This is a genomic window from Clostridium sp. AF19-22AC, from assembly GCF_003479085.1.
Taxonomy (GTDB): Bacteria; Bacillota; Clostridia; order Lachnospirales; family Lachnospiraceae; genus Faecalicatena_A; species Faecalicatena_A orotica.
In genome coordinates this window covers 106,030-128,064 of the sequence record NZ_QUGN01000006.1, presented here as the reverse complement: position 1 = coordinate 128,064, position 22,035 = coordinate 106,030, and the positions used below count along the sequence as shown (strand labels likewise).

General features: G+C 43.7%; 20 protein-coding genes. 3 read left to right on the top strand and 17 right to left on the bottom strand.

Annotation, left to right across the window (positions count from 1 at the left end; genetic code table 11):
- Positions 1–4 precede the first annotated feature (4 nt).
- The 11 genes from DWX43_RS09070 to DWX43_RS09020 all read right to left on the bottom strand — a co-directional run bounded on the left by DWX43_RS09070 (position 5) and on the right by DWX43_RS09020 (position 8,956).
- On the bottom strand, positions 5–1,213 hold the full coding sequence (locus DWX43_RS09070; protein ID WP_118620081.1) for a S41 family peptidase: 1,209 nt from the start codon (positions 1,211–1,213) through the stop codon (positions 5–7).
- A 77-nt stretch (positions 1,214–1,290) separates the two neighbouring features.
- Positions 1,291–2,427: a M23 family metallopeptidase gene (locus DWX43_RS09065; protein ID WP_118620080.1), complete on the bottom strand. Its 1,137-nt coding sequence runs from the start codon at positions 2,425–2,427 to the stop codon at positions 1,291–1,293.
- A 9-nt stretch (positions 2,428–2,436) separates the two neighbouring features.
- Complete coding sequence (gene ftsX / locus DWX43_RS09060) at positions 2,437–3,390, bottom strand: permease-like cell division protein FtsX (protein WP_118620079.1); 954 nt, start codon at positions 3,388–3,390, stop codon at positions 2,437–2,439.
- Positions 3,380–4,066, bottom strand: a complete 687-nt coding sequence (ftsE, locus tag DWX43_RS09055) for a cell division ATP-binding protein FtsE (RefSeq protein ID WP_109730992.1) — start codon at positions 4,064–4,066, stop codon at positions 3,380–3,382. Before ftsE ends, ftsX begins: the two co-directional genes overlap by 11 nt.
- Positions 4,067–4,147: 81 nt before the next feature.
- Entirely contained in the window at positions 4,148–5,239 is a 1,092-nt protein-coding gene (locus DWX43_RS09050; RefSeq protein ID WP_109730991.1) for a helix-turn-helix domain-containing protein, read from the bottom strand.
- 272 nt (positions 5,240–5,511) lie between these two features.
- A complete protein-coding gene (locus DWX43_RS09045) occupies positions 5,512–6,183 on the bottom strand; it encodes a WecB/TagA/CpsF family glycosyltransferase (RefSeq protein WP_109730990.1) in 672 nt (223 codons plus the stop codon).
- A 60-nt stretch (positions 6,184–6,243) separates the two neighbouring features.
- A complete protein-coding gene (locus DWX43_RS09040; protein WP_109730989.1) occupies positions 6,244–6,429 on the bottom strand; it encodes a small, acid-soluble spore protein, alpha/beta type in 186 nt (61 codons plus the stop codon).
- A 212-nt stretch (positions 6,430–6,641) separates the two neighbouring features.
- Positions 6,642–6,830: a PspC domain-containing protein gene (locus tag DWX43_RS09035; RefSeq protein ID WP_109730988.1), complete on the bottom strand. Its 189-nt coding sequence runs from the start codon at positions 6,828–6,830 to the stop codon at positions 6,642–6,644.
- A gap of 69 nt (positions 6,831–6,899) precedes the next feature.
- The gene (locus DWX43_RS09030; RefSeq protein WP_118620078.1) at positions 6,900–7,853 is read right to left on the bottom strand and encodes a DUF4097 family beta strand repeat-containing protein; all 954 of its coding nucleotides are present in this window, start codon (positions 7,851–7,853) and stop codon (positions 6,900–6,902) included.
- Positions 7,854–7,856: 3 nt separating this feature from the next.
- Positions 7,857–8,636: a DUF1700 domain-containing protein gene (locus DWX43_RS09025; protein WP_118620077.1), complete on the bottom strand. Its 780-nt coding sequence runs from the start codon at positions 8,634–8,636 to the stop codon at positions 7,857–7,859.
- Positions 8,633–8,956, bottom strand: a complete 324-nt coding sequence (locus DWX43_RS09020; RefSeq protein WP_109730985.1) for a PadR family transcriptional regulator — start codon at positions 8,954–8,956, stop codon at positions 8,633–8,635. The genes DWX43_RS09025 and DWX43_RS09020 overlap by 4 nt, the downstream gene beginning before the upstream one ends.
- 279 nt (positions 8,957–9,235) lie before the next feature.
- Between DWX43_RS09020 and DWX43_RS09015 the strand changes: the two genes are divergently transcribed.
- Both DWX43_RS09015 and DWX43_RS09010 read left to right on the top strand, forming a co-directional pair.
- Positions 9,236–9,661: a hypothetical protein gene (locus tag DWX43_RS09015; RefSeq protein ID WP_182440660.1), complete on the top strand. Its 426-nt coding sequence runs from the start codon at positions 9,236–9,238 to the stop codon at positions 9,659–9,661.
- Positions 9,640–9,858 carry a type II toxin-antitoxin system HicA family toxin gene (locus DWX43_RS09010; protein ID WP_118620075.1) on the top strand — a complete coding sequence of 73 codons (219 nt, stop codon included), beginning with the start codon at positions 9,640–9,642 and terminating at the stop codon, positions 9,856–9,858. The genes DWX43_RS09015 and DWX43_RS09010 overlap by 22 nt, the downstream gene beginning before the upstream one ends.
- Before the next feature lie 88 nt (positions 9,859–9,946).
- On the opposite strand, the gene DWX43_RS09005 is transcribed toward DWX43_RS09010, so the two are convergent.
- The 3 genes from DWX43_RS09005 to addB are packed head-to-tail and all read right to left on the bottom strand — an operon-like array spanning position 9,947 to position 17,365.
- The gene (locus DWX43_RS09005) at positions 9,947–10,255 is read right to left on the bottom strand and encodes a DUF1294 domain-containing protein (RefSeq protein WP_118620074.1); all 309 of its coding nucleotides are present in this window, start codon (positions 10,253–10,255) and stop codon (positions 9,947–9,949) included.
- A 47-nt stretch (positions 10,256–10,302) separates the two neighbouring features.
- Positions 10,303–13,992: a helicase-exonuclease AddAB subunit AddA gene (addA, locus tag DWX43_RS09000; RefSeq protein ID WP_118620073.1), complete on the bottom strand. Its 3,690-nt coding sequence runs from the start codon at positions 13,990–13,992 to the stop codon at positions 10,303–10,305.
- On the bottom strand, positions 13,982–17,365 hold the full coding sequence (gene addB / locus DWX43_RS08995) for a helicase-exonuclease AddAB subunit AddB (protein ID WP_118620072.1): 3,384 nt from the start codon (positions 17,363–17,365) through the stop codon (positions 13,982–13,984). The genes addA and addB overlap by 11 nt, the downstream gene beginning before the upstream one ends.
- Before the next feature lie 518 nt (positions 17,366–17,883).
- Here addB and abc-f point away from each other — a divergent pair.
- The gene (gene abc-f, locus DWX43_RS08990; protein WP_109730981.1) at positions 17,884–19,389 is read left to right on the top strand and encodes a ribosomal protection-like ABC-F family protein; all 1,506 of its coding nucleotides are present in this window, start codon (positions 17,884–17,886) and stop codon (positions 19,387–19,389) included.
- A 340-nt stretch (positions 19,390–19,729) separates the two neighbouring features.
- Here abc-f and DWX43_RS08985 read toward each other — a convergent pair whose 3' ends face one another.
- The 3 genes from DWX43_RS08985 to DWX43_RS08975 are packed head-to-tail and all read right to left on the bottom strand — an operon-like array spanning position 19,730 to position 21,491.
- Positions 19,730–20,551: a hypothetical protein gene (locus tag DWX43_RS08985; RefSeq protein ID WP_109730980.1), complete on the bottom strand. Its 822-nt coding sequence runs from the start codon at positions 20,549–20,551 to the stop codon at positions 19,730–19,732.
- Positions 20,524–21,105 (bottom strand): hypothetical protein, encoded by a 582-nt coding sequence (locus DWX43_RS08980; protein ID WP_118620071.1) that lies wholly within the window; start codon positions 21,103–21,105, stop codon positions 20,524–20,526. The genes DWX43_RS08985 and DWX43_RS08980 overlap by 28 nt, the downstream gene beginning before the upstream one ends.
- 26 nt (positions 21,106–21,131) lie before the next feature.
- Positions 21,132–21,491 carry an SPASM domain-containing protein gene (locus tag DWX43_RS08975; RefSeq protein WP_118620070.1) on the bottom strand — a complete coding sequence of 120 codons (360 nt, stop codon included), beginning with the start codon at positions 21,489–21,491 and terminating at the stop codon, positions 21,132–21,134.
- Positions 21,492–22,035: the final 544 nt, after the last annotated feature.

The window sequence follows — 22,035 nt, the reverse complement described above, 5'->3', positions numbered from 1 at the left end:
AAATTTATTCCCCCTTAATAACTTCCAGAGCCTTATCGAGCTGGTTATCTGCTTCTTTATTGTTTTCATCGGCCGTAAATTTTACTTCTACATCGGGTGTAATCCCTTTTTTATGAATGTTTCTGCCGTTTGGTGTGAAGTATTCTGAAATCGTTACCTTCAGGCAGGTTCCGTCCCCGAGGTCAAAGAGCTGCTGTACAATTCCTTTTCCATAAGTGGTGACGCCTACTATCTGCCCTGTTCCGTAATCCTGCACGGCTCCGGCGAATATTTCGGCTGCACTCGCACTATACTGGTTTACCAGAACAGCAAGCGGTTTCTTAAATTCGTGGTCTTCTTCGTTTGAATACTCGGTTGTATTACCGTACTTATCTTTCGTGGATACAATCATTCCCTTTGGCAGTATCAGTTTCAACATATCCACGGCAGTATCCAGATTCCCTCCGGGATTAGAACGAAGGTCAATCACAAGTCCGGTCATGCCCTGATTCTCCAGATCAGCCAGAGCATTCTTAAACTGCTCGTAAGTAACCGTATCAAACTCGGTCACACGGATATATCCGGTACCGCCGTCCTTCATTTCATACTCTACAGTCTGCGCTTCCACTACGCCGCGTATCGCTTTGCATTCTACCTTTTCCAGCTTATCCCCGCGGTAAACGTGCAGTGTCACACCGGTTCCTTCGTCCCCCTTGATCCACGACACAATTTCTGTCAGGTCCTCATCCGCAATCTCGTGGTCATCTACCTGATACAGAATGTCACCGTCTTCCAGTCCGGCCTTCTCCGCCGGCGAATCTTTGTATACATTTACAATTGTGATCAGACCAGTAGTAAGATCCTTTGTCAGGACGGCTCCCACTCCTGAATACTCACCCGTTGTCGATTCCATCAGGTCTTTTGTCTGTTCCTCGTTGTAATACACGGTATAGGGGTCGCCAAGGCCGCTTACATAACCGCTGTAAATGCCGTCCTGAAGAGCCTTTGTATCAATATCATCGGAATACAGATAGTTTTTATCAATCAGCTCTCCCAGCTGTTTTAATTTCTCATCTGTTGCACTGTCTGACTCCGCTTTTACGGCTGCCGAACCCGGGGACTGGGTCCTGTCACTCACAAACCTCCATGCACAGCCGCCCATTGTAACGATTAATAGCATAATGAGGGCGCCATACAGCGCCCCCTTTATAAAACTTTTATTACGATTCTCCATATTCTATGTCCAATCTTCGAGATTTTCATATACGAAAGCCCATTGGCTTTCCTTCCTCTGCGGATACCCGTAATCTCTTACAGATACCCCTGCGGATCAACTGCCACATCATTCAGTTCCACCTGAAAATGCAGATGTGCCCCGAATGAATTTCCAGTATTTCCTACGTATCCGATCTGCTGACCTTTGGATACTGTCTGTCCTGCTGAAACAGCAAGAGCTGAGTGGTGCATATACTTTGTTACCAGTCCGTTTCCATGATTGATAACAACCCAGTTCCCGGCGCTGTCGCTCCAGCCTGCAATGACAACATAGCCGTCCGCCGCTGCATATGTAGGCGTTCCTTCTCCGGCTGCCAAATCCAGCCCCTTATGGAAAGCTCCGTCAAAATCTCTGTATCCAAATGTACTGGATATCGATGAGCCGGGGCAGGGATTCGTAAACTGTCCGCTTCCGCTGATTACCGGCGTACTGCTAGGTGGTGCGTAGCTTCCGCCCCCGCCGCTGTTATTCGCCGCGGCCCTTGCCGCCTCCTGCTGCTGAATCTGCTTCTGGCGCTCCTCCTCGGCCTGCTTAATCAATTCATCAAGCTTCGCCGCGTTCTCCCCGATCTGCTTATCCAGACTGGAGATCTGAACCTTCTTATCCTCCAAAAGTGTCTGAACTTCATTCTGCTTCGCGATCAGGTCATCCTGCAGTCCCTTCAGCTCTGTATATTCACTCTGAAGTGATTCTTCTTTAGCCTCTACATCTTTTACAACATCCTGGAACTCAACGAGCATCTCTCTATCATATGCAGATATCTGAGAAACATACTCCGCCTTATTTAAAAAATCACCAATATTATCACTTTCTATCAAGATTTCAATCAACTGGGAATTACCGTTCTCATACATAAACTTGATACGCTTCTTCATGCTTTCATATTGGTTGTTCTCATCAACCTTAGCCTGCACAAGCTCTTCTTCTGCCTGCTCGATCTCAGCCTGCTTCTTTTCCAGTTTTTCCCTCATCTTATCCATGTCACTGATGACTGCATTCAGCTGTGCGGCAAGTGCTTCTTTTTCTTTTTCCGCCGCATTCTTCTTGTCTTCCAGTTCCTGTGCCTTCTTCTTTGCCTCATCGACTGTCTCGGCATTCACATTCAAAGCCATGCCAAAACAAAGGACAATCACCAGTACCGCGCTTATTATACTCCTCTTTCGTCTGTTCATAGGCTCCCCCTATACTTTTAAGTGCTTGCGTACTGTGAAATAACTTCCGATAAAACCAATACCAACACCTAATAACAAACCAATTGGAAGCAGGAAACGATATACATACGTTACCGGCAGGAAATTGATAATGTTATTCAGTATCTGGAACTTCGTCAGTACATACTCTACCGCCTTGCCATACAATCCGTACAGTAATGCCAGCGGTATAATCGCACCAATCAGACCCATGATCAGACCTTCAATTACGAACGGTGAGCGGACAACAAAGTCCTTCGCACCAATATATTTCATAATTGCAATCTCTTCCTTGCGGACCGTAATACCCATCGTAACCGTATTACTGATCAGGAAGATGGAAACACCAAACAGGATGATGATAATTGCAATGGAAACATAGCCGACGAGCACATTCACGCTGGACAATGTATTTGCCACAACATCAGACTTGTTGACCTTTCTGACCCCGTCGAGACTCTTTGCAAACTTCACAAGATCCTGCTGTGTCGCCGCAAGAGACTTGCTCCTGACCGAAAGGCTCTCTTCATCATTATCACCTGTCTTCATATATACTTCATAGTTATCAGATCCGGCCAGCGGGTTATCATTCTTAAAACCGTCCGCCAGTTCTGCATTATCACCAAAATAATCATTCTTAAATTTGTCCCATGCATCATCTGCTGAAACAAACTTCACATCTGCAACATCGTCTCTGCTCCTTAACTGCTCCCCGATGTTGTCGATCTGGTCCTGTGTTGCCTCATCATCAAAAAATACGGTGATGGCCACCCCTTCCTCTGCTGACTTAATAATATGCTGGAAGTTCAGCAGGATGGAGAAGAACAGACCAAACAGGAAGATACAGGCTGACATCGTTGCGACAGATGCAAGCGAGAACATCTTATTCCTGCCGATATTCTTAACACCTTGTTTTCCTACGTATCCTAAAGTACTAATCCTCATCGAAATACCCACCTTTTTGTTCATCACTGACGATAACGCCCTGTTTCATCGTTATGACGCGCTCGTTCATCTCGTTTACGATTTCCTGGTTGTGAGTAACAACCAAAACAGTTGTCCCTCTCTCATTCGCCTCTTTCAACAGACTCATGATCTCCCATGAATTTGTTGGATCCAGGTTACCAGTCGGCTCGTCGGCCAACAAAATAGCAGGTTCATTTACAATTGCCCTTGCAATTGCTACACGCTGCTGCTCTCCCCCTGACAGCTCCTTCGGGAATGACTTATACTTCTGTGCCAGTCCCACAAGTGAAAGTGCCGCCGGCACCTTCCTTTTGATCACACGCGTAGGTGTCTCTGTAACACGCAGTGCAAATGCAATGTTCTCATAAATATTACGGTCTTTCAACAGACGGAAGTCCTGGAAAACGACTCCCAGCCCCCTTCTGTACTTTGCAATGTGACGATGTCTCATCCGGTTCAGGTTCTGCCCGTTAACGATAATCGTCCCTTCTGTTGGATCCAGTTCTTTCATGATCAGGCGAATCAGAGTTGATTTACCTGAACCGCTGTCTCCCACAATGAAAACGAATTCGCCACGCTCAATTTTTACAGACACGCCGTTTAGCGCGGCATTGCCTTTAGAGTACTCCTTCGTTACATTTCTTAATTCAATCATATGTTCCTCCTAATTATTCATACTCCGTGTATATCATCCCAAGCGGTCCCCATGCGTCCCGCCCCTCTTATCTGATAGATTCTAGTATTCCAATGATTCCATATACTTCATGTACTTCACTACCATAAGGGCAATCTTGAACGTGATCGCATCCTCAAAGACACGAAGGTCAAGGCCTGTGCTCTTCTGCAGCTTATCAAGCCGGTATACCAGAGTATTTCTGTGAATATACAGCTGTCTTGACGTTTCTGATACATTCAGGCTATTCTCAAAGAACTTATTGATAGTCGTCAATGTCTCCTCATCAAAATCGTCCGGAGATTTCCCCTCGAATATCTCCTTGATAAACATCTTGCAAAGCGGAATCGGAAGCTGGTAGATCAGTCTGCCGATACCGAGCGTGCTGTATGCCACTATGTCTTTCTCATCGAAGAAGATCTTGCCTACATCCAGTGCAAGCTTTGCCTCTTTGTAAGACTTGGAAACTTCCTTGATATCGCTGACGATGGTTCCATATGCAATATGGATATGTTCTTCATCACTCTCATCCCTCAGTGTATCAAGCATATCTTTTGCCATCTTCTCAAGTTCCCTGCCGCCGTCTTTGTCAGAAAGTTCCTTTACGACAATAATATTCTTCTCGTCAACAGCTGTAATAAAGTCCTTGGACTTTCCTCCGAGAAGGTTCCTTACATTGTCGAGTGCCACGCTGTCTTTTTCATGAGATGTCTCAATAATAAAGATAACACGTTTTACTTCTGTGTCAATATGTAATTTTTTGGCCCTGTTATAAATGTCCACCAACAGAAGGTTATCCAGAAGAAGATTTTTAATAAAGTTATCTTTGTCAAATCTCTCCTTATAAGCAACTAACAGGCTCTGAACCTGAAATGCTGCAATCTTGCCGACCATGTATACTTCTTCGCTCTCACCGCCGGCAAGCAGTACATACTCTAACTGCTGCTCGTCAAAAATCTTAAAAAACTGGCATCCCTGAATCACCTGGCTGTCAGCAGGAGATTCTACAAAAGATAAGACAGCACTCTCATATTCCTTCGAATCATCAAATGTAGTGGCAAGCGCCTTCCCTTCCGTATCCAGAACACAGAAATCAATTCTGGAAATCCCTTTAAGGCCTTCAATCGTGTTTTGAAGTATTTGATTTGAAATCATACTTTATCTCCTCCGCTCATTCTCATGTGCATTTTTCACAAAGTTTTAGTTCCCGTAAGATTGAGAACGCACATATATAAATTATATATTAATGCATAACGTCAAAAAAATAAAGAGGAAATCCACCTTTTTTATGCATTTCCTCATATATTTTACAAAAAATTCATATTTTCGAAACTATACATAGTTCACAAAATTATTCTTCGTTCAAAAATGCTTCCATAATTTTCCGGGGCCGCCGGAGAGTCCGGGCTGCTTTTTAACAGTAACTTTTAATTCTCTTTCTTTTCTTTTTCCACCCTGTAGCGGAATATCTTTTTGATAAAAAACCGGCGTACCCTGCCCGTCTGTCTCTCGCCGTAATTGCGGACAAGTGTCTGGCCACACCCCAGCCACACTCTGGCATTGAGCAAAGCACTGTTATTTACAATGAACTCTTCCTGAAGCGGTGACGGCAGCACGGAAAATATACAGTCCGTCTCCGCGCCGTTCACTTCATTGATCACTTCTTCCTTTGATTTTCCTTCAGCATCCAGGATGCCGGTTCCAACGACTATGATTCCTTTATTATACTTCTCAAGGGCCTCTCTGAGTTTCTCAAGCTCCTGTTCTGAACCTGCAACCAGAAATATCCGCTTCCTGTTCCTCTGGAGATAACGGAGGAACATCTTTAAAAACATTTTATTTGTAACATCTTTCAATAAACTTTTATCCAGTATCTCAGCGGCTTCCAGGATTTCTTTTTCACCTGGGAGCACGAGGTCTATCTCTTTCGTCTCTTCTTTCCATTCAGGGCTGTCCTGTCCCTGCATGAGCATATCCAATGTAACAATTTCTATCGTATTGATGGACTCACTCTGCATGTACTCAACGGCCGCCTTCATGGCAGCCTTTGCTGTGAAGCCGTCAATCTCCACATCAAAGATATTAATCCTCTTTTCCATTCACATCACCTATGCTTCTTCTCCCCAGTCGTACAATTGTATCAAAAAATCATAGTTTTTTCAACTCTTTCGTTTTCTTTTCGTAATGAGGCCTCCGATCCTGCCTGTTTCTTTTGAGGATAATGAACGCCATCCTTCCGCCATCACTTTATCAAGAAGCCCTAATTCTTCGGCTATTTCGTACTTTACTTTTTCATCCGGTTCCAGATTTTTCAAGTCTATTGGTTTTTCTTTTTTTGCTGACATATTTTTTTACCTACCTTTCTTGTTTGGTAGGAGTATTGCCTGTATGCCGGAAGACATTCAAAGAAGGGGCAGAAAAAATGATAGAATGCATAAAATCCGCCGCGGAACCGTTTGCTTCCCGCGGCGGATTTTTATGTTTCATATCCTGATATTATACTGTACCGTTTACCGTAGTCCATCTGGCACAGCGCCTGTTTTCAAGATGCTTTGTATTAAACCGGCTCATCCGGAATGATGATAGCGGCTATAAAATACGCCACAATCCCTGACCCTGTACAGCCCAGCAGGACTAACAACAGACGTACCAGAGTTGCGTCAATATTGAAGTACTCCCCTACTCCTCCACATACTCCACAAATCATGCGGTTGCTTCTTGAACGGTATAATTTTTTCTGTGACATAATGATTCCTCCTCTATTATCGATACTAAATGTGATTGGTTCTCCCGTAACTGCAAAGGACAGGGGACTTTATAATGATGCTCCGAAGGATACTTCTATTTCTCCTATACCGCAGTCTATCTCCATTTTTTTGCCGGTGCCATTGTCTATATGGCGCTTATTGCTCAGACCGGTGTAGCTGTCATTTCCCACTTTCAACTGGCCTATACCACAGTCTAATTCATAATCATAATCGTTTTGACCGTCTGTCAGGGCGAGTTCTATACGGCCTACCCCGCACTCAATTTCTGAATTGCGTGTTACGGTCCCAGATAATTTTGCCTCACCGGCACCACAGTCAACATTGAGATCCTTTACTTCAAACTGCTTCACAACTGCCCTGCCTGCCGACACATTGAGATCCAGGCACCCGGCATTTATACTTTCTATTGAAAGCTGGCCCGCGCCTACTTCCAGCGATACATCTTCCAGGGCCCTGTCCTTCGGAACCTGAATGACCATTGTCCCTGCATCTTTTATGCTGATTTTTTTCCATAGGTTATGAGTTGTTTGATCTTCTATTTTCAATTCACCGTCTTCCTGTTCCAGAATCAGGCGGTCTTTCAGCTTTTCATTTACATCACTTGTGTCTACTATGACTGAATCACCACTGCCTTCCTTGACAACTACCTGCATGTAACTGAGCTCCAGATCAATTTCTCTGATTCCCTGAAAGTTATGCACATCCTGTCCAGACGCTGACACATGCGTTTCTCCATCGTAATGGTCCTCATGTTCTTCCTGATCATAATGGTCATAATAGTCGTAATCGTCATAATCATCCTCATAATCGTCGTAATCTTCCCGATCGCCCCAATTATTATGGTACCATAAAACCCCATGTCTGTAGTATTCCTCTGTTCCGTAGGCACTGCGGACTTCCGACAGCGTAGCCCCCATAATAGTGCCTGCAATACATAATACGATGCCTGCGCCTAAAACAGATATACATACAATCCAGAAAATCTTCCATCCTTTTTTCATTGGTTATGACACCGCCTTTCTGTGGAACGGCCATCTGCAGATATTCACAATGCATCTGAAAATCGCCGGGTATACTATAATGCAGAGTCTGACCGACGCTACAACGGCAATCAGGCCCAGAATAAAGATGATTAATCCTGATCCGCTTGTCAAAAGTGCAACCGGAAGTGCCGCAATTATCTTGGTCAGGCCCAGAATAAAGATGAAAAGTCCCGCTCCCATCAATACCAGGGCACCTATAACTAATCCGGCGAACAGTCCAAACGAGGCACATACAAGTCCGATGCAGATTCCCACGATACCGAGCAGGATCGGCCATCCTACAGGGATAACCGCCAGAGCGATCAGGATAATCAGGACAATTTTTAACGTCTTGCTTGTTCTGGGCCCTTCTTTGTATTCTTCCCCGTTCTTATATGAATCACTGCCGTAACCCTGCTTTCCATATGACTGGCCGCCGTCTGTACTGTGGTAGGTATAGCCGCCCTCTGCCCTCTTATAACGGTTCGGCCTCGGTACCGGGTTGTTTTTCTGGTCAAATCTGGAATCTGAGTATCCATGTTCCGTAAATTCACCGCTGTCACTGTTATCACCCTTTAAATCAGCTTTGATCATCGCAGCTACCTGCTCCGGGCTTCCCAGTTCTTTTATCACCTGTGCCTCATTCTCTTCCCCGGCATCTTCAAAGTAATCTGTATAAAACTGAAGAGCCTCACTTCTCTCCTCCGCCGGAATTACTGCCAGCAATGCCTCAAGCCTATCCATAAATTCTTTTCGACTCATGCCGTTACACCTCCCTCAAATATCTCGTTAATCTTGTTCGAATAAGTCTTCCATTCAACTCTGTACAAATTCAGCTGTGCCATTCCCTTTTCTGTTACTTTATAGTATCTCCTGTTGCGGCCGTCAAACTGTCTGTCATAAACTTCCAGGCATTCGTCCTTCTGAAGACGCCTCAGTACGGGATACAGCGTTGATTCCGATACATCAATCGCCCTGCGTACGTCCTGGGTAATTTTATAACCGTAAGTACCTTCACTTTCTCTGGAGACAACCGCAAGGACAATTGCATCCAACAGTGCTGCACCGGTGTTAAATACCATATAATCACTCCCTTATCATAGTATTATGAATCTTTTAATATTATCATGTGCTTAATATTACGAACTCATTAATATTATTTATTTTTCTATATTATATTATGTATAATATCATCTGTCAATCATTATTATAAACCTTTAGAATATCTTTAGGAATCTTTGGAAGATTTTTATGAATAAAACAGTATGAAAATCCATACGATTATATAAGTGTACGTTTTGTACATTATTGACAAAGTGTACAATTATGATATAATGGAGATAGTAAAGGAGATGATCGATATGTTAATGACACAAGCATCAACAGTTAGAAAAGAATGGAGTGCGGTTTGTGACAGTGTTATTAGGGAGAAACCTAAATTTATAAAACGTACTCGCGACAAAATGTGGTTTTCTGATTTGAATACAATGTCTGTAATCTTAGATATTTATTCTTTTACAGCGGAAAAATTTATAGAAAATGATGGCTCTATTACATTATCCCTAAATGAAATCGATTTGATTGAAAATGGAAAGGATGAATCAGAAGCGAGAGTTAACCTCGGAAATGCAATAATAGAATATTCATTGGAGTATTATAGTAATTATCAGTTATATTCTCATACCCCGAATAGGGAAAAGCATATTCCGTATATATTTAAAGCATTAATTATGGATGATCCTAAAAAGATAGGAGATATAATACAGTGCCAAGATGGAAAGAACTAAAGAGATTCTGTGATAGGGATGGGTGGGAATTATATAAAGATACTGACCATTACTTCTACAGAAAAATTGATGAAGATGGAAATATACGCATGACAAAAGTGTCTAAGGGTTCAGGAGAAATACACTCACATATGTGGAAAGAAATTATGAAGAAACAGTTAAAAGTGACTCAGGAATATTTTAATAGTAAAATTTAGAATCAGAAGTAACTACGACTTTTTAATATTTCAAGAATAATAGGAGCAGCCATATTGACTACCCCTGTTTTTAATCCTATGTATTGCTTTACCAGATTAATCGCACCAGAAGGGCTGCATGAAGCAGTATGATTATGGGAATTCCTATCTTGAATTTAGGTTTTTGGGTTTTGTGACGGAAGGTCTGCATTGCGAGGTATGCCCCTATGGAGCCGCCGGAGAGGGCAAGTAGGATGAGGGTATTTTCAGGAATGCGCCATTTGTTTTTTCTGGCTTTTTGTTTGTCGGCACCGTAGGTGAAAAAGGTAATGAGGTTTATTAGTATCAGGTATATGATGATGTATTTATGCTGCACTATCGTTCTCCTCTCTTGTAGTTTTTTTGGCGGCTGAATCATTGCTGTGCCCCCTGCGGGTGTGCAGAATAGTGATTCAGCCGCCTATTTTAAACCTGAATTTCTTTTTTCAGGGTGAATGAATAGATAATTTTTTCTTTCACTTTCTTTCCGAGAAGCTGCTCCAATGCCTGAGCGTAGTAGTCGAGCTGGGCATGGTATTTTTCTTTGAGCTCCAACGCAGTACGCACCTTGTCGGTCTTGTAGTCGAGCACGGTCAGGGCACCGTCTTCTTCAAAATATACGTCTATGATTCCCTGAACAAGGATGGTCTCGCCACTTTGTTCTTCGGGATAGATTTCTTCGGCTTTTACGCCCAGCACGAACGGCTGCTCTTTTCTTAGCTGATTTCTGGCAGCGGCCTGATGCATTCTCTGCCCGCTTTCACAGTTCAGGAAGCCCAGTATGTCTGCTATGCGTATACACTGCGCCATGTCTTCGGAAAGTCTGCCTTCTTTTGCCAGCCTTTCGATCTCCTGACCCAGTGTTTCTTCATTATATTGTTGTCTGAAATCCAGAAGCTCGAGCAGCCTGTGGTAAGCGCTTCCCCGGGATGCACCGCTGAGTTCGGCTTCCTCTTTCAGAAACCCGGGGAGAAGAGGTACGACCTCAGCCTCTTTGTATAACTCCTCTGCCGGCTCTTCTTCGAGGTAGGCACGTTTCTTTAACTCAGATACGGTAAACTTAAGCTTCAGTTTTCCTTCCGGCTCATACGGGTAAATATACCCCAATTGTTCCTTCAATTGATTCCCCAGTTGTTCATGATAAACTTTCCCAGTATCCCAGTGCTGAAGCACGTCTTTTGCTATTTCTTCGGCTTTTCTGTCCGCGGTTTCATTCACAGACAGATTCCAGCAGTCTTCTATACGGACTTCCAGAGGAATTTCCTCCGTAACCAATGGAACCAGCGGAAGGACCCAGTCCAGATAAGACCGGGCACTGGCCAGCATGTAGTACGGAAGGGCCTCCGTCTGCTTTCCCTGCCGCGGGTCTGCGCTTAATTTTTCCAGTACTTCCTGGGCATGGGGAAGCTGCGCCGTCATGATTAGTTTTTCCTTTGCCCTTGTCAGGGCAACATAGAGCACCCGGAGTTCTTCACCGAGATTCTCCCTTGTGATCTCTTCCTGAATCACTTTTTTCAGAATTGTTGGAATCTTTGTCCGTTTTTCCAGATCGATGGAATCAATTCCCACTCCCCACTCAGGGTGGATCACAATACTGCCTTTTACATCCTGTGTGTTAAACTGTTTTCCCATCCCCGCAACGAACACGATCGGGAATTCCAGTCCTTTACTCTTGTGGATCGTCATGATTCGCACCGTGTCGGACTGCTCGTCTGCTATATTCGCCTCCCCGTAATCCACGTCGTATTTCTGAAGCTGCTCAATATAGCGCACAAAATTAAAAAGACCCTTATAACTGGTACCTTCGAAGGCCGACGCTTTCTCTACCAGCATCTCTACATTTGCCATACGCTGGGCACCACCCGGCATGGATGCGATATAGATGCCATAGCCGGTATCTTCAATAATATGCCAGAGAAGCTCATGGATTGCCGTGTATGGCACGGTATCTCGGAACTGCCGGTACACCTTTAAAAACTGCTGAAGTTTTTTTCTGATCTCAGAGTTTATTTCTGGTCCGTCCTCTGTGTGAGCACTTTCGTCTCCTGCATTTTCCAATGCTTCACAGGCATATCTGTTGACTGCATCATAAAACGGGGCCTCCGGGAATGTGTTCCGGATATCTGCGAGCTGTTGTGCATCCAGTCCTGCAAATGGTGATGTCAGCACCGCCGTCAGCGGAAGTTCCTGACGGAAGTTATCCAGAATCTGGAGATAATCCAGCAGAATGCTGACCTCATAAGTTTCAAAATACCCCTCCCTGCTCCCCGCATAGGCCGGTATTCCCTCCTCCCCGAGTACTTCGGCAAACACATCCGCCCAGCCTTTGATGCTTCTGGTCAAAATCACGATGTCTTTATACATGGGAGTGTGGTAATTTCCCGTTGCCTTATCGAGAACACGGCCGGACTGCATCAGCTCCTTGATGCGCTTTGCCACGGCCCGGGCCTCCATCTGTTTTCCGGTCCCTTCTATAATATCCATGCTGTCGTCTGCATTCTCACGTACCTCATCCGGTATCTGGTCCGCGGACGTGTCCACCAGCAGAAGTTCGGCCTGATTGATTGTGTTCCCCCGTTCATCTGTCTGGGGGTCGTAAGCAGCCCCCGGATAAAGTGCCGCCTGCTCATCATAGAGTATTCCGCCCAATTCTTTCCGCATGATATGTTCAAAAATAAAGTTGACACTGCTTAAGACTTCCTCCCGGCTTCTGAAGTTCTTGTGTAGATCAATCCTCTGCCGGTCGCTGTCTTTTTGACTGTAAGTGTCGTATTTCTCCATAAACAGCTCCGGCCTTGACAGACGAAACCGATAGATACTCTGCTTCACATCACCGACCATGAACACATTATTTTTCCCTCTGCTCACGGTAGAGACACTTGTCAGGATTGCCTCCTGAATCAGGTTGCTGTCCTGATACTCGTCGATCATGACCTCTGTGAACTGTTCCTGATATTCACGGGCTACCGGGGACGGGACAAGCTCCCCGTCCTTTGTAACGGTCAGTATCTTCAATGCAAACTGCTCCATATCGCTGAAGTCAATCATATTTTTGCTCTGTTTTTTCTCCGAAAAATGATCCCCGAACTGCTGTACCAGTCCTGACAAAACGGCCATCGAATCTGCCGCCTCCTGCATATCCTGCATGATTTCCTGTGGTTCTTCATAAAAGTACATAGCCGCCATGTCTTTGCACATTTTTTTGACTTTTTCACGCATGGCCTTGACTTTTTCTCTTTTATCCACATCAACAGACTCATCTTTCTTCACAGAGAGCCGTTTCCAGGTGGTCTGCCCCACTGCCTGATACATTTCCTCAAAGGAACCGGCCTCTGCTATCCGGCCAATCACACTCCGGTCAGCTTCGAGCATGTCCCCGTACATATACGGGCCATCCGGCATATCACACACCACGAGCCCTTCTTCTAATATAGAAAGCATGTCCCCCGCCTTCTGGCGGACAAGTTCCTTTACGCGCCTCATACACGCAGATTCTTCCAGGTCTTCCCCGTGGGTCCTGTAATCCTGTGCACAGCCTTCCAGCCACGCGTCTGGCTGTGGATAACTTCTGGAATATTCATATAGTTTGAGGATAATTTCCTCAATCTTCCTGTCATTCCTGCCCGTCCCAAACTTTTCGACAAATTCCAGAAAGGGAATCTCACCTTCTGCGTAGCGCTCTTCCAGCAGTTCATCCAGCACATCCTGCTTGAGAAGCTTCAGCTCCCCTTCTTCCGCGATGCGGAATCCCGGGTCAATGTCCAGCACATGGAAATGGTCACGGATTACCGACAGGCAGAAACTGTGTATAGTTGTGATCTGGGCACTGTGTATGAGAGTGGCCTGACGCTGGAGATGTACGTTTTCGGGATGCTCCTCCAGAGATTTTTCGATGGCCTCACGGATTCTCTCCTTCATTTCAGCAGCCGCAGCCTCCGTAAAGGTCACAATGAGGAGCCTGTCCACATCCACCGGATACTCTGCATCTGTAAGCATCTGGATGATTCTTTCTACCAGAACGGCCGTCTTTCCGGAACCTGCTGCTGCCGAAACAAGTATATTCCGTTCTCTTAAATCAATGACCTGCTGCTGTTCGCTTGTCCACTTAACGCCCATTTTCCTGACCCTCCTTTCCTGTTTTCTGTTTCATCTGTTCCACAACCTCTTCCTTACTCAGCTTTTCGAGCCGCTGATACTCGTATCCGTCCAGTCCGGGCTCAAATCCGCAGATGTCGCGGTAAGCGCAGTAGTCACACCCGGTACTGTTTCCCATTTCAAACGGCCGTGCCCCTGCCTCTCCGTTCATGATCCGTGTTCTTAGTTCCTGCTCTTTCTGTTTCGTATACTCTAACAACGTGGAAAACTCTGCCGGAGCAAGCACCTTAGAATAACGGTTCAGGCTTCCGTCTTTATTTTTTCCGACTGGGATCAGATTCGAGGTCCCGCTCAATCCCTTCTCCAAATGTTCAATTACGGCATCGTCTGCATTGACAAGTCCGTCCAGCTTCAGCTCCTTCAGTAATTTTTCCTCCAACAGTACCTCATTCTTCTCTTTCTCCACTATGGGGTCCTTCATGCGGTAATAAAAAACTCCGGCCGGCAGGATTTCCTGCCCGGGATGGCGCTTTTTCTCGATGTCCATCGCCGCATTGAGGTACACCGGGAGCTGCATCTGCAGGCCGTGGTAAAAGGATGTGATGTCAAAACTTTTGGAGCCGGTCTTGTAGTCCGTGACTTTCACATAGACTTTATTCTCGTCCTCGCATGTATCAATCCTGTCGATCTTGCCGCTTCCAAATTTCATCTCATAACCGCTCGGCACAAAATCACCTTTTTTAAGCTGTTCTGTCAGTGCCCATACGGAACGGTGGATCAGTTTTTTAATCCTCGTTACCATATACTCGTTTCTCGCGCTGCTGAAAAGGACCGTATTTCCGTAGTCCACAATACTTTCCTCCACACTCTCTTCAATCAGCTGCGTGCGCATCTTTTCATCCATATCCGGCCATGTAACCCTGCCTGCATCTGCCTTCCTGGCAAACCGTTCCATCGACTGATGTGCGATGTTTCCGAGATCCATTGCCTCAAACTGGTACTGTTCCCTCTCCGAAAGCCGCAGCCCGTATGTGAGAAAATGTGCATAAGCGCAGGATGCAAAACGCTCCAGCCTGGTGACACTGAATCTGGATGCATCACCGTACAGAAGTTCCGCCGCTTTTTTCGTCAGTCTGTCCGGCTCTTTCCTGAAAAACGCGGCTTCCAGCATCATCTCTGCCGCACCTTTGCCGCTGTCTTTCAGACGGTTCTGTGTTTCGCTGGCAATATACCATGAATAGAGTTCCTTCCATTCCCCGCTCAGTCCGAAAGCACGGCTGCGAAGACCATCGATCAGGTACTCCATTGCGGTCTTTTGGGTAAGCTCCTGATCCGTAAGTCCCATCTTCTCCTCATCCACAATCTTCAGTTCAGGGTACAGACGCCTGATATCCTGAATCAGATAGGCTGGGCGGAGGCTTTTTCCTTCCGCCGAAACTTTACTGAAAGAGAGCGACAGATATTCTGTCGGTTTGGTCAGGTTCATGTATAAATAGAATTTTTGAATATAGGTCTTTTCTTTTGATCCCGGTGAGAGTGCGATTTTTTTCTCCGTAAAATGCTCCCTGTCACGCTCCGATAAAAGCCCGCCCTGCCCCAGATTTCCCGGCAGGAGTGTGTCATTGGCCCCCACGAAAAATAAGGCTTTTACATCCTTTAAACGTGTTCTCTCCACATCGCCGATCACCACCTGGTCAAGACTGGGCGGGATGACTCCGACTTTTGCTTCTTCCAGCCCTGCATCCAGAAGTTCACAGTACTCTTTTAAGGAAATCTGCTCATCCCCCAGAAGTTCTACAAACTTATCGAACAGTTCGATGACGATCCTGTATACCTGGGCATACTCCTTGGCAAGTGCAAGCTCCCCCTGCTCCTGAAAGCGGTCTTCCATTTCCTTTAACCGGATCTGGCACTGTTGTTTTACCAGAAACGTGTAAATCGCGGCGGTGATGTCCTTCACGGTCTTTCGCCGCTGCTTTAGTACGTAGACCAAAGCATCTATATTTTCCACAAAGCGGACCCTCAGATGGTTCAGTGTGGCAAGCTCTTCCTCCTCAACCCCGGCCGTCCGGCGTACCCATGCGCCCTGCCATTTCTTATACCCTTTCAGGCCCAGAGCGAGCACATAGTTCTCCATCCGGTCCACTTCCTCGTGGGTAAATCCCGCCATCTGTGTCCGGAGAAACCGGAAGACACTCTCATAAGAAAATCCCTGTTCAGCCATAGCCAGCAGGCTTCTTAAATATTCTACAAAAGCATTCAGGAGAATGCTTTTCTTGTGGTCCATAAACACAGGTATCCCATAACTGTCACAGGCCTTTTCCAGACAAACGGCATAGGCATTCAGGTCACTGGCGATTACCGCGATATCCCGGTAACGCATTCCTTTCTCCCTGACCAGATACCGGATCCGGGAGGCCGTATATTCCGCCTCTTTCTTCGGGTTTCTGGCTGCATGCACAGTAAGCACGTCCTGTTCCCTTTCATACTGCCGCTTCGAATACCGGAAGATTTCCGACTCCAGAAATCCAAGCACCTCGTTGTCTTTAAAGCGGTAAAGGGGCCGCTTGTACAGACAGACCGCGTCTTCAATCTCCACATGGCAGTCTCCGGCAATCTTCACCAGACTCGTAACCATCTGCTTGCTCAGCGCAAAAAGCTGGTAAGGATGCTGGTACACATATGGGTCTTCCCGCCCATCCAGCACCGCCGTAACCATAACCTTCCTGCAGACACGCATCAGTTCTCCGAGCAGCTTATTCTGCACAGGGGTAAATCCCGTGAACCCGTCCAGCACAACCACACTATCCTTCAAAAGAGCAGACTGCGGAACCGCATCACTCAAAACATCCAGCAGTTCCTCCTTTGTAATATATTGATCCGCCAGATACTCTTCAAAACCTTCATACACCTTCCGGATGTCCTGGAGTTTATAGTAAAGATAACTCTCCGGCTCAATTTCCTCCATAAACTCATCCAGCTCATCAAACCCAATGCCATACTGGGTAAACTCCGAAATAACAGACTTCACCTCACTGATATACCCCTGTTTCTTCAGATTCCCCTTCAAAACCTTCAGGTCCTCCTCATAATCCCCCGCAATCTTGCGCAGGATCAGATTCTTCCCCTCATCATCCAGCACCCGCTTCGTATCCCCTCCCGTTTCCTCAAAGATACGGTGCGCCAGCCTTCCAAAGCTCAGTATATCAATATTCATAATCCCATGCCGGGGATGCATCGTACACAGATCCTTCTGCGTCTGCATCGTAAACTGCTCCGGAACAAGAACAAGATAATTCAGGTCCGGATTCTTCATAGATTCTTCAATAACCGTCTGATATAAATAATAGGACTTCCCTGCACCGGAATTCCCGAAAATAAACTGTAATGACATAGTATCCTCCTTTTCACTAACTACATTATTCTAACATAGGTATGAAGATAAACGCAAACACGCAAAGGGGTCAGACCCCTTTGCGCTCCGTTTTCTGAATATTCTAAAATGTATGAATTGTTTTTAACTTCCGTCCCCTGTTGGACCGCCATTGTTATATGATTTTGTATTGACTTCCCAGATTTTTTCTGATACGATATTTTCAGATTATAAAGACAGGAGATGAAAGAATGAAGACTTTTTCTTGCTAATGACACACGCATAACAAAACAGACAGACGAGAGGACATTGTCCGTTTTTTTGTTGTGCAATCGCAGGAAAGTCTATTCATTTTTCTTCTCATAGCATACCAGACTGATTACGCCCGGGAACCGCTTTTTTTGAAGCGGGCATGGTCAGATCCTTTTTATGTGTTATCAGGAGCCGCAGGAATTGACTTTTCTGCGGCTTTTATAATGCATGCAGGGCATGACGGTCCCTGCTGCAACACATCAAAGAACCGACAAGGAGGTATGTTTATGTCCAGAATTCAAGTATCTGATTTAACCTTTGCTTATGAGAGCAGTTATGATCCTATTTTCGAACATGTATCTTTTCAGGTCGACACAGACTGGAAACTTGGCTTTATTGGCCGGAACGGGCGCGGGAAGACTACTTTTCTGAATCTGCTTCTGGGAAAATACGATTACAGCGGACGGATTTCCGCCAGTGTTGATTTTGAATATTTCCCTTATCCTGTAAAAAATCCTGACGATATGACTCTGCAGATTGTGGAGGCGATCAATCCCACGTCTGAGAGCTGGCAGATTATAAAAGAGCTGAATCTTATGGATGCTGATCCGGGAGTTCTTTACCGTCCCTTCTCGACGTTAAGCAACGGCGAGAGGACCAAGGTGCTCCTCGCTGCACTCTTTTTAAAGGAGAATGCTTTCCTGCTCATCGACGAGCCGACAAACCATCTGGATATCAGAGCCAGGGAAAAAGTGGCCGGATATCTGAACACCAAAAAAGGCTTTATACTCGTATCGCACGACCGGACCTTTTTAGACAAATGCATTGACCATGTTCTTTCTATCAATAAGACGAATATTGAAATCCAGAAAGGGAATTTTTCCTCGTGGTATGCGAATAAAGAAGCGGCGGATCAAATGGAAAGAGAAAGAAATGCACAGCTAAAACAGGATATCCGCCATCTTGAGGAAGCCTCACGCCGGACAGAACGATGGTCCGATCAGATAGAAAAGACCAAAACTGGGACGCGGGTAGCCGGGCTGCGGCCGGACAGGGGCCATATTGGTCATCAGGCCGCAAAAATGATGAAGCGCTCAAAGTCCACACAAAAGCGGCAGCAGAATGCAATCACGGAAAAACAAGGGCTGCTGAAAAACATAGAAACTACAGACGATTTGAAATTAAATCTGCTTTCATACCACACCGATGTACTGCTTACAATGGAAGATATTGGCATCTGCTATGGTGAAACGCCGGTCTGCCTGAATATCAATCTTACGATAAGAAAAGGGGACCGGATCTGCCTGCGTGGGAAAAACGGCTGCGGCAAGACAAGCCTGATCAGGCTGATACTCGGAGATCCCATCCCCTATACAGGCACCTTCCGCCTCGGCAGCGGCATCAAGATCTCTTATATCTCTCAGGATACCTCCTGGCTAAGAGGAGGACTTACTGATTTTGCAAAAGAATATCGGCTGAATGAAACTATTTTCAAAGCGCTCTTAAGAAAACTTGACTTTGACAGGATTCAATTTGAAAAAAATATGGAGGAATTTAGCGAAGGCCAGAAAAAGAAAGTCCTTCTGGCCAAGAGCCTGTGCGAACCTGCACATCTGTTTATATGGGATGAACCATTGAATTTTATCGATATCTTTTCCCGTATGCAGATAGAGGCGCTCTTGACGGAATACCAGCCTGCCATGCTGTTCGTGGAACACGATGAATCCTTCCAGCAAAAAATCGCAACTCAAATTATTGATGCTTCTAAAAAAGATGAAACGCCTAATATGTGATATTCTGAATATATCATTTTTAAAATTGTGAAATAATCTTAAGCCACCCACAGCATCTCCCAAAATAGTGTATTTTATACTATATAGGGAGGTGCTATGATATGGATCTTTCCTTATTACAGGAAATTCTTGAAATATCGTCATAGTTATTTTTTTCGGTAGCTTGGATAAATATCTATTTCATTCATGTACCGACGTGCCGTATGTCGATCGGCATGATAATCGCACTTTTTAATCTGGGCCGACATTTGTCTGGCCTCCCTGTTGGATTGTTAGTATGAAGAATATCAATAATCCACCAATCTGCAATGTATAATAATTTTTCTGCTACATTTTAAAATCACAATTCTCTATTCCTCACTTCAACAACCATTAATGTAGCTGCTAACTGATCTATGTATTCTGAAACTGCTGCTTGATTATGTATATCCAGATTAGCGTTCCATTCATCAAAAAGAAATAGTTTCACTTGACTTTGAATATTATTCTTAATAAGTTCTTCTATGTTCGCTTTAAATCTCTGACCAGTAGAATACTCTTTCACATCGCTCTTTTCAAAGTAAAGTCGCGTATGATTTGGAAAAAGATATGCATCATTACCGAAATATTCTTTTATTAGCATTAGTAACGTAGTTTTCCCACTTCCATTTTTCCCTTTTATAACCACCCTTCCAGATTCACCATTATTTACACATTCCACTAAAAAGTTCATGCATTCTTCCAAATTACAAAATATATACTCTCGTCCACAAATAGAAAAAGAAATATTATTCCATTCTATTGTTCCATAATATTTTTCGGGATGCTCTACTTTTTTCAAAGCATCATTGATATTATTTATCTTTTCCTTAATCCCAACAAGTTCTGTAAGATATTCAATCACAATGCTTAAATATTGTATATTACTAACCTGTCTTGGCAATGTTACAAGTATGGCCGTTAACATCCCTACACTATTCAAATTATTCAAAATCATTTTTACAGTTACAAAAATTATCGGTATAATGCTTCCAGCCATAATGAGAAAGGATATAAAATTATTAAGTATATTATAATTCACTTCTGCTTGTTCAGCTTCTTTCATTTTTGCTTTAAATGACTGCATCCATTGAGACCAGTTATAACGATTGCCGATTAAAAGAGTATCCCATCCATCAAACATTGCCCCCTGCACACTGCTCTGAGTAACTTGTGCAACACTACTTTTTTTCCAATAATTTTTTTTGTCGAAAACAGACCAACCGCAATAACACATGCGGAACAAATATATGCCACAAAAAATCTGATATTTAAAGATAATCCTATTACTAAGATATTAAATAAAACATTTAGAACTGTTGCAGAGAAATCTCCCACAAAAGCATATGTTTCTTCAATGACTTGCCATGTTTGATTATGAAAAAAGGATTGTCTCTTTTTACAAAATTCATGATTTGTCTTTAAAAAAGGGTAATTATACAAATTTTTTTCATATAAAGAAACATAGCGTTTAAAGGATACATATTTTGCCTTTATCATACATTTTTGCTTAAATATTCTTGGAACAAAAACAATAACAAGAGATATTACAAACTCCCAAAACCATATTAAACCATGTTCATCCATAATTCCTGTTCCTAATTTAATCATACAAAAAGTTGAAAAAGCAACTATTATCTGCTCTAATACTACAAAAAACAAAAATGTACCACTATGTTTATTTAAAAAGTTCCTCATTTCTACATAATTCCTTCATATAATTTTTAAAACTTAGGTTTAAAAATCCGATTGATAAAATCATCAAATGAGTTTTTTTCATAAATACAAGCCTCATTTTTACGATATTCTTTTTCTAAAATACATCCTCCTCCACAGAATCCCCTGATTTCACAATGAATGCATTTTGGATCCGAAAAGACACTTTGGGAGAAATTATCTCTCTCCAAATACGAGGAATATGTTGTATCGTCCAATTTTCCAAGACTATATTTTCTATTAGCAACTGTCGTTATGCAGCGGTATGTATTCAACTCACTATCTACGTAATATCCTAACAATATTAGTGATGTTGACCACCAATATTGATATTGCGCTTTCCCATATTCATTTTGATTATAATTCATACCAATTTGTTCTGACAAATATTCAGTTTTATTTCACCAATTTCTTTCGAAAAATGATTTTCTACAATTTTTAATTTTCAAATTTTTCATTATAATTAACAATATTACGTTACCATATATTGTCACATATGTATTAACCACATAATACTCTCATAAAAAAATGTATTCAATGTTAATTTTTCACAAATTCAGTCCTCTATATCTGTCTATTTTTTAACATTCTTTTCTTAACTTTCCTTGACAAAATAATATTTTTATCTATACTTTATCACCTTATATGCAGCCCTCTTTCTTCACGTATATTCTGAGGATACGGACAAAAACGAGACTATCATAAGTCGCTAAGGGAGACATTTTATGTATTCCATAGATCAAAAGGCAACCTCACTAGACGTATTTCACCAAACAAATTCTGTTTCTAAAACGGAACAGGAATGGGTACAGATGCTTCCTAACTACAAAGCCCATCCCCCCCGTCCATGTAACGACTGAAAATGTCTGCTACTGAGCAAACAGCGATAACTACATTTCGTTACGTAAAAAT

Coding starts and splice junctions, on each gene's coding strand:
- DWX43_RS09070 (WP_118620081.1), bottom strand. CDS start 1,213: ATGGAGAATCGTAATAAAAGTTTTATAAAGGGGGCGCTGTATGGCGCC.
- DWX43_RS09065 (WP_118620080.1), bottom strand. CDS start 2,427: ATGAACAGACGAAAGAGGAGTATAATAAGCGCGGTACTGGTGATTGTC.
- ftsX (WP_118620079.1), bottom strand. CDS start 3,390: ATGAGGATTAGTACTTTAGGATACGTAGGAAAACAAGGTGTTAAGAAT.
- ftsE (WP_109730992.1), bottom strand. CDS start 4,066: ATGATTGAATTAAGAAATGTAACGAAGGAGTACTCTAAAGGCAATGCC.
- DWX43_RS09050 (WP_109730991.1), bottom strand. CDS start 5,239: ATGATTTCAAATCAAATACTTCAAAACACGATTGAAGGCCTTAAAGGG.
- DWX43_RS09045 (WP_109730990.1), bottom strand. CDS start 6,183: ATGGAAAAGAGGATTAATATCTTTGATGTGGAGATTGACGGCTTCACA.
- DWX43_RS09040 (WP_109730989.1), bottom strand. CDS start 6,429: ATGTCAGCAAAAAAAGAAAAACCAATAGACTTGAAAAATCTGGAACCG.
- DWX43_RS09035 (WP_109730988.1), bottom strand. CDS start 6,830: ATGTCACAGAAAAAATTATACCGTTCAAGAAGCAACCGCATGATTTGT.
- DWX43_RS09030 (WP_118620078.1), bottom strand. CDS start 7,853: ATGAAAAAAGGATGGAAGATTTTCTGGATTGTATGTATATCTGTTTTA.
- DWX43_RS09025 (WP_118620077.1), bottom strand. CDS start 8,636: ATGAGTCGAAAAGAATTTATGGATAGGCTTGAGGCATTGCTGGCAGTA.
- DWX43_RS09020 (WP_109730985.1), bottom strand. CDS start 8,956: ATGGTATTTAACACCGGTGCAGCACTGTTGGATGCAATTGTCCTTGCG.
- DWX43_RS09015 (WP_182440660.1), top strand. CDS start 9,236: ATGTTAATGACACAAGCATCAACAGTTAGAAAAGAATGGAGTGCGGTT.
- DWX43_RS09005 (WP_118620074.1), bottom strand. CDS start 10,255: ATGATTCAGCCGCCAAAAAAACTACAAGAGAGGAGAACGATAGTGCAG.
- addA (WP_118620073.1), bottom strand. CDS start 13,992: ATGGGCGTTAAGTGGACAAGCGAACAGCAGCAGGTCATTGATTTAAGA.
- addB (WP_118620072.1), bottom strand. CDS start 17,365: ATGTCATTACAGTTTATTTTCGGGAATTCCGGTGCAGGGAAGTCCTAT.
- abc-f (WP_109730981.1), top strand. CDS start 17,884: ATGTCCAGAATTCAAGTATCTGATTTAACCTTTGCTTATGAGAGCAGT.
- DWX43_RS08985 (WP_109730980.1), bottom strand. CDS start 20,551: ATGTTTGATGGATGGGATACTCTTTTAATCGGCAATCGTTATAACTGG.
- DWX43_RS08980 (WP_118620071.1), bottom strand. CDS start 21,105: ATGAGGAACTTTTTAAATAAACATAGTGGTACATTTTTGTTTTTTGTA.
- DWX43_RS08975 (WP_118620070.1), bottom strand. CDS start 21,491: ATGAATTATAATCAAAATGAATATGGGAAAGCGCAATATCAATATTGG.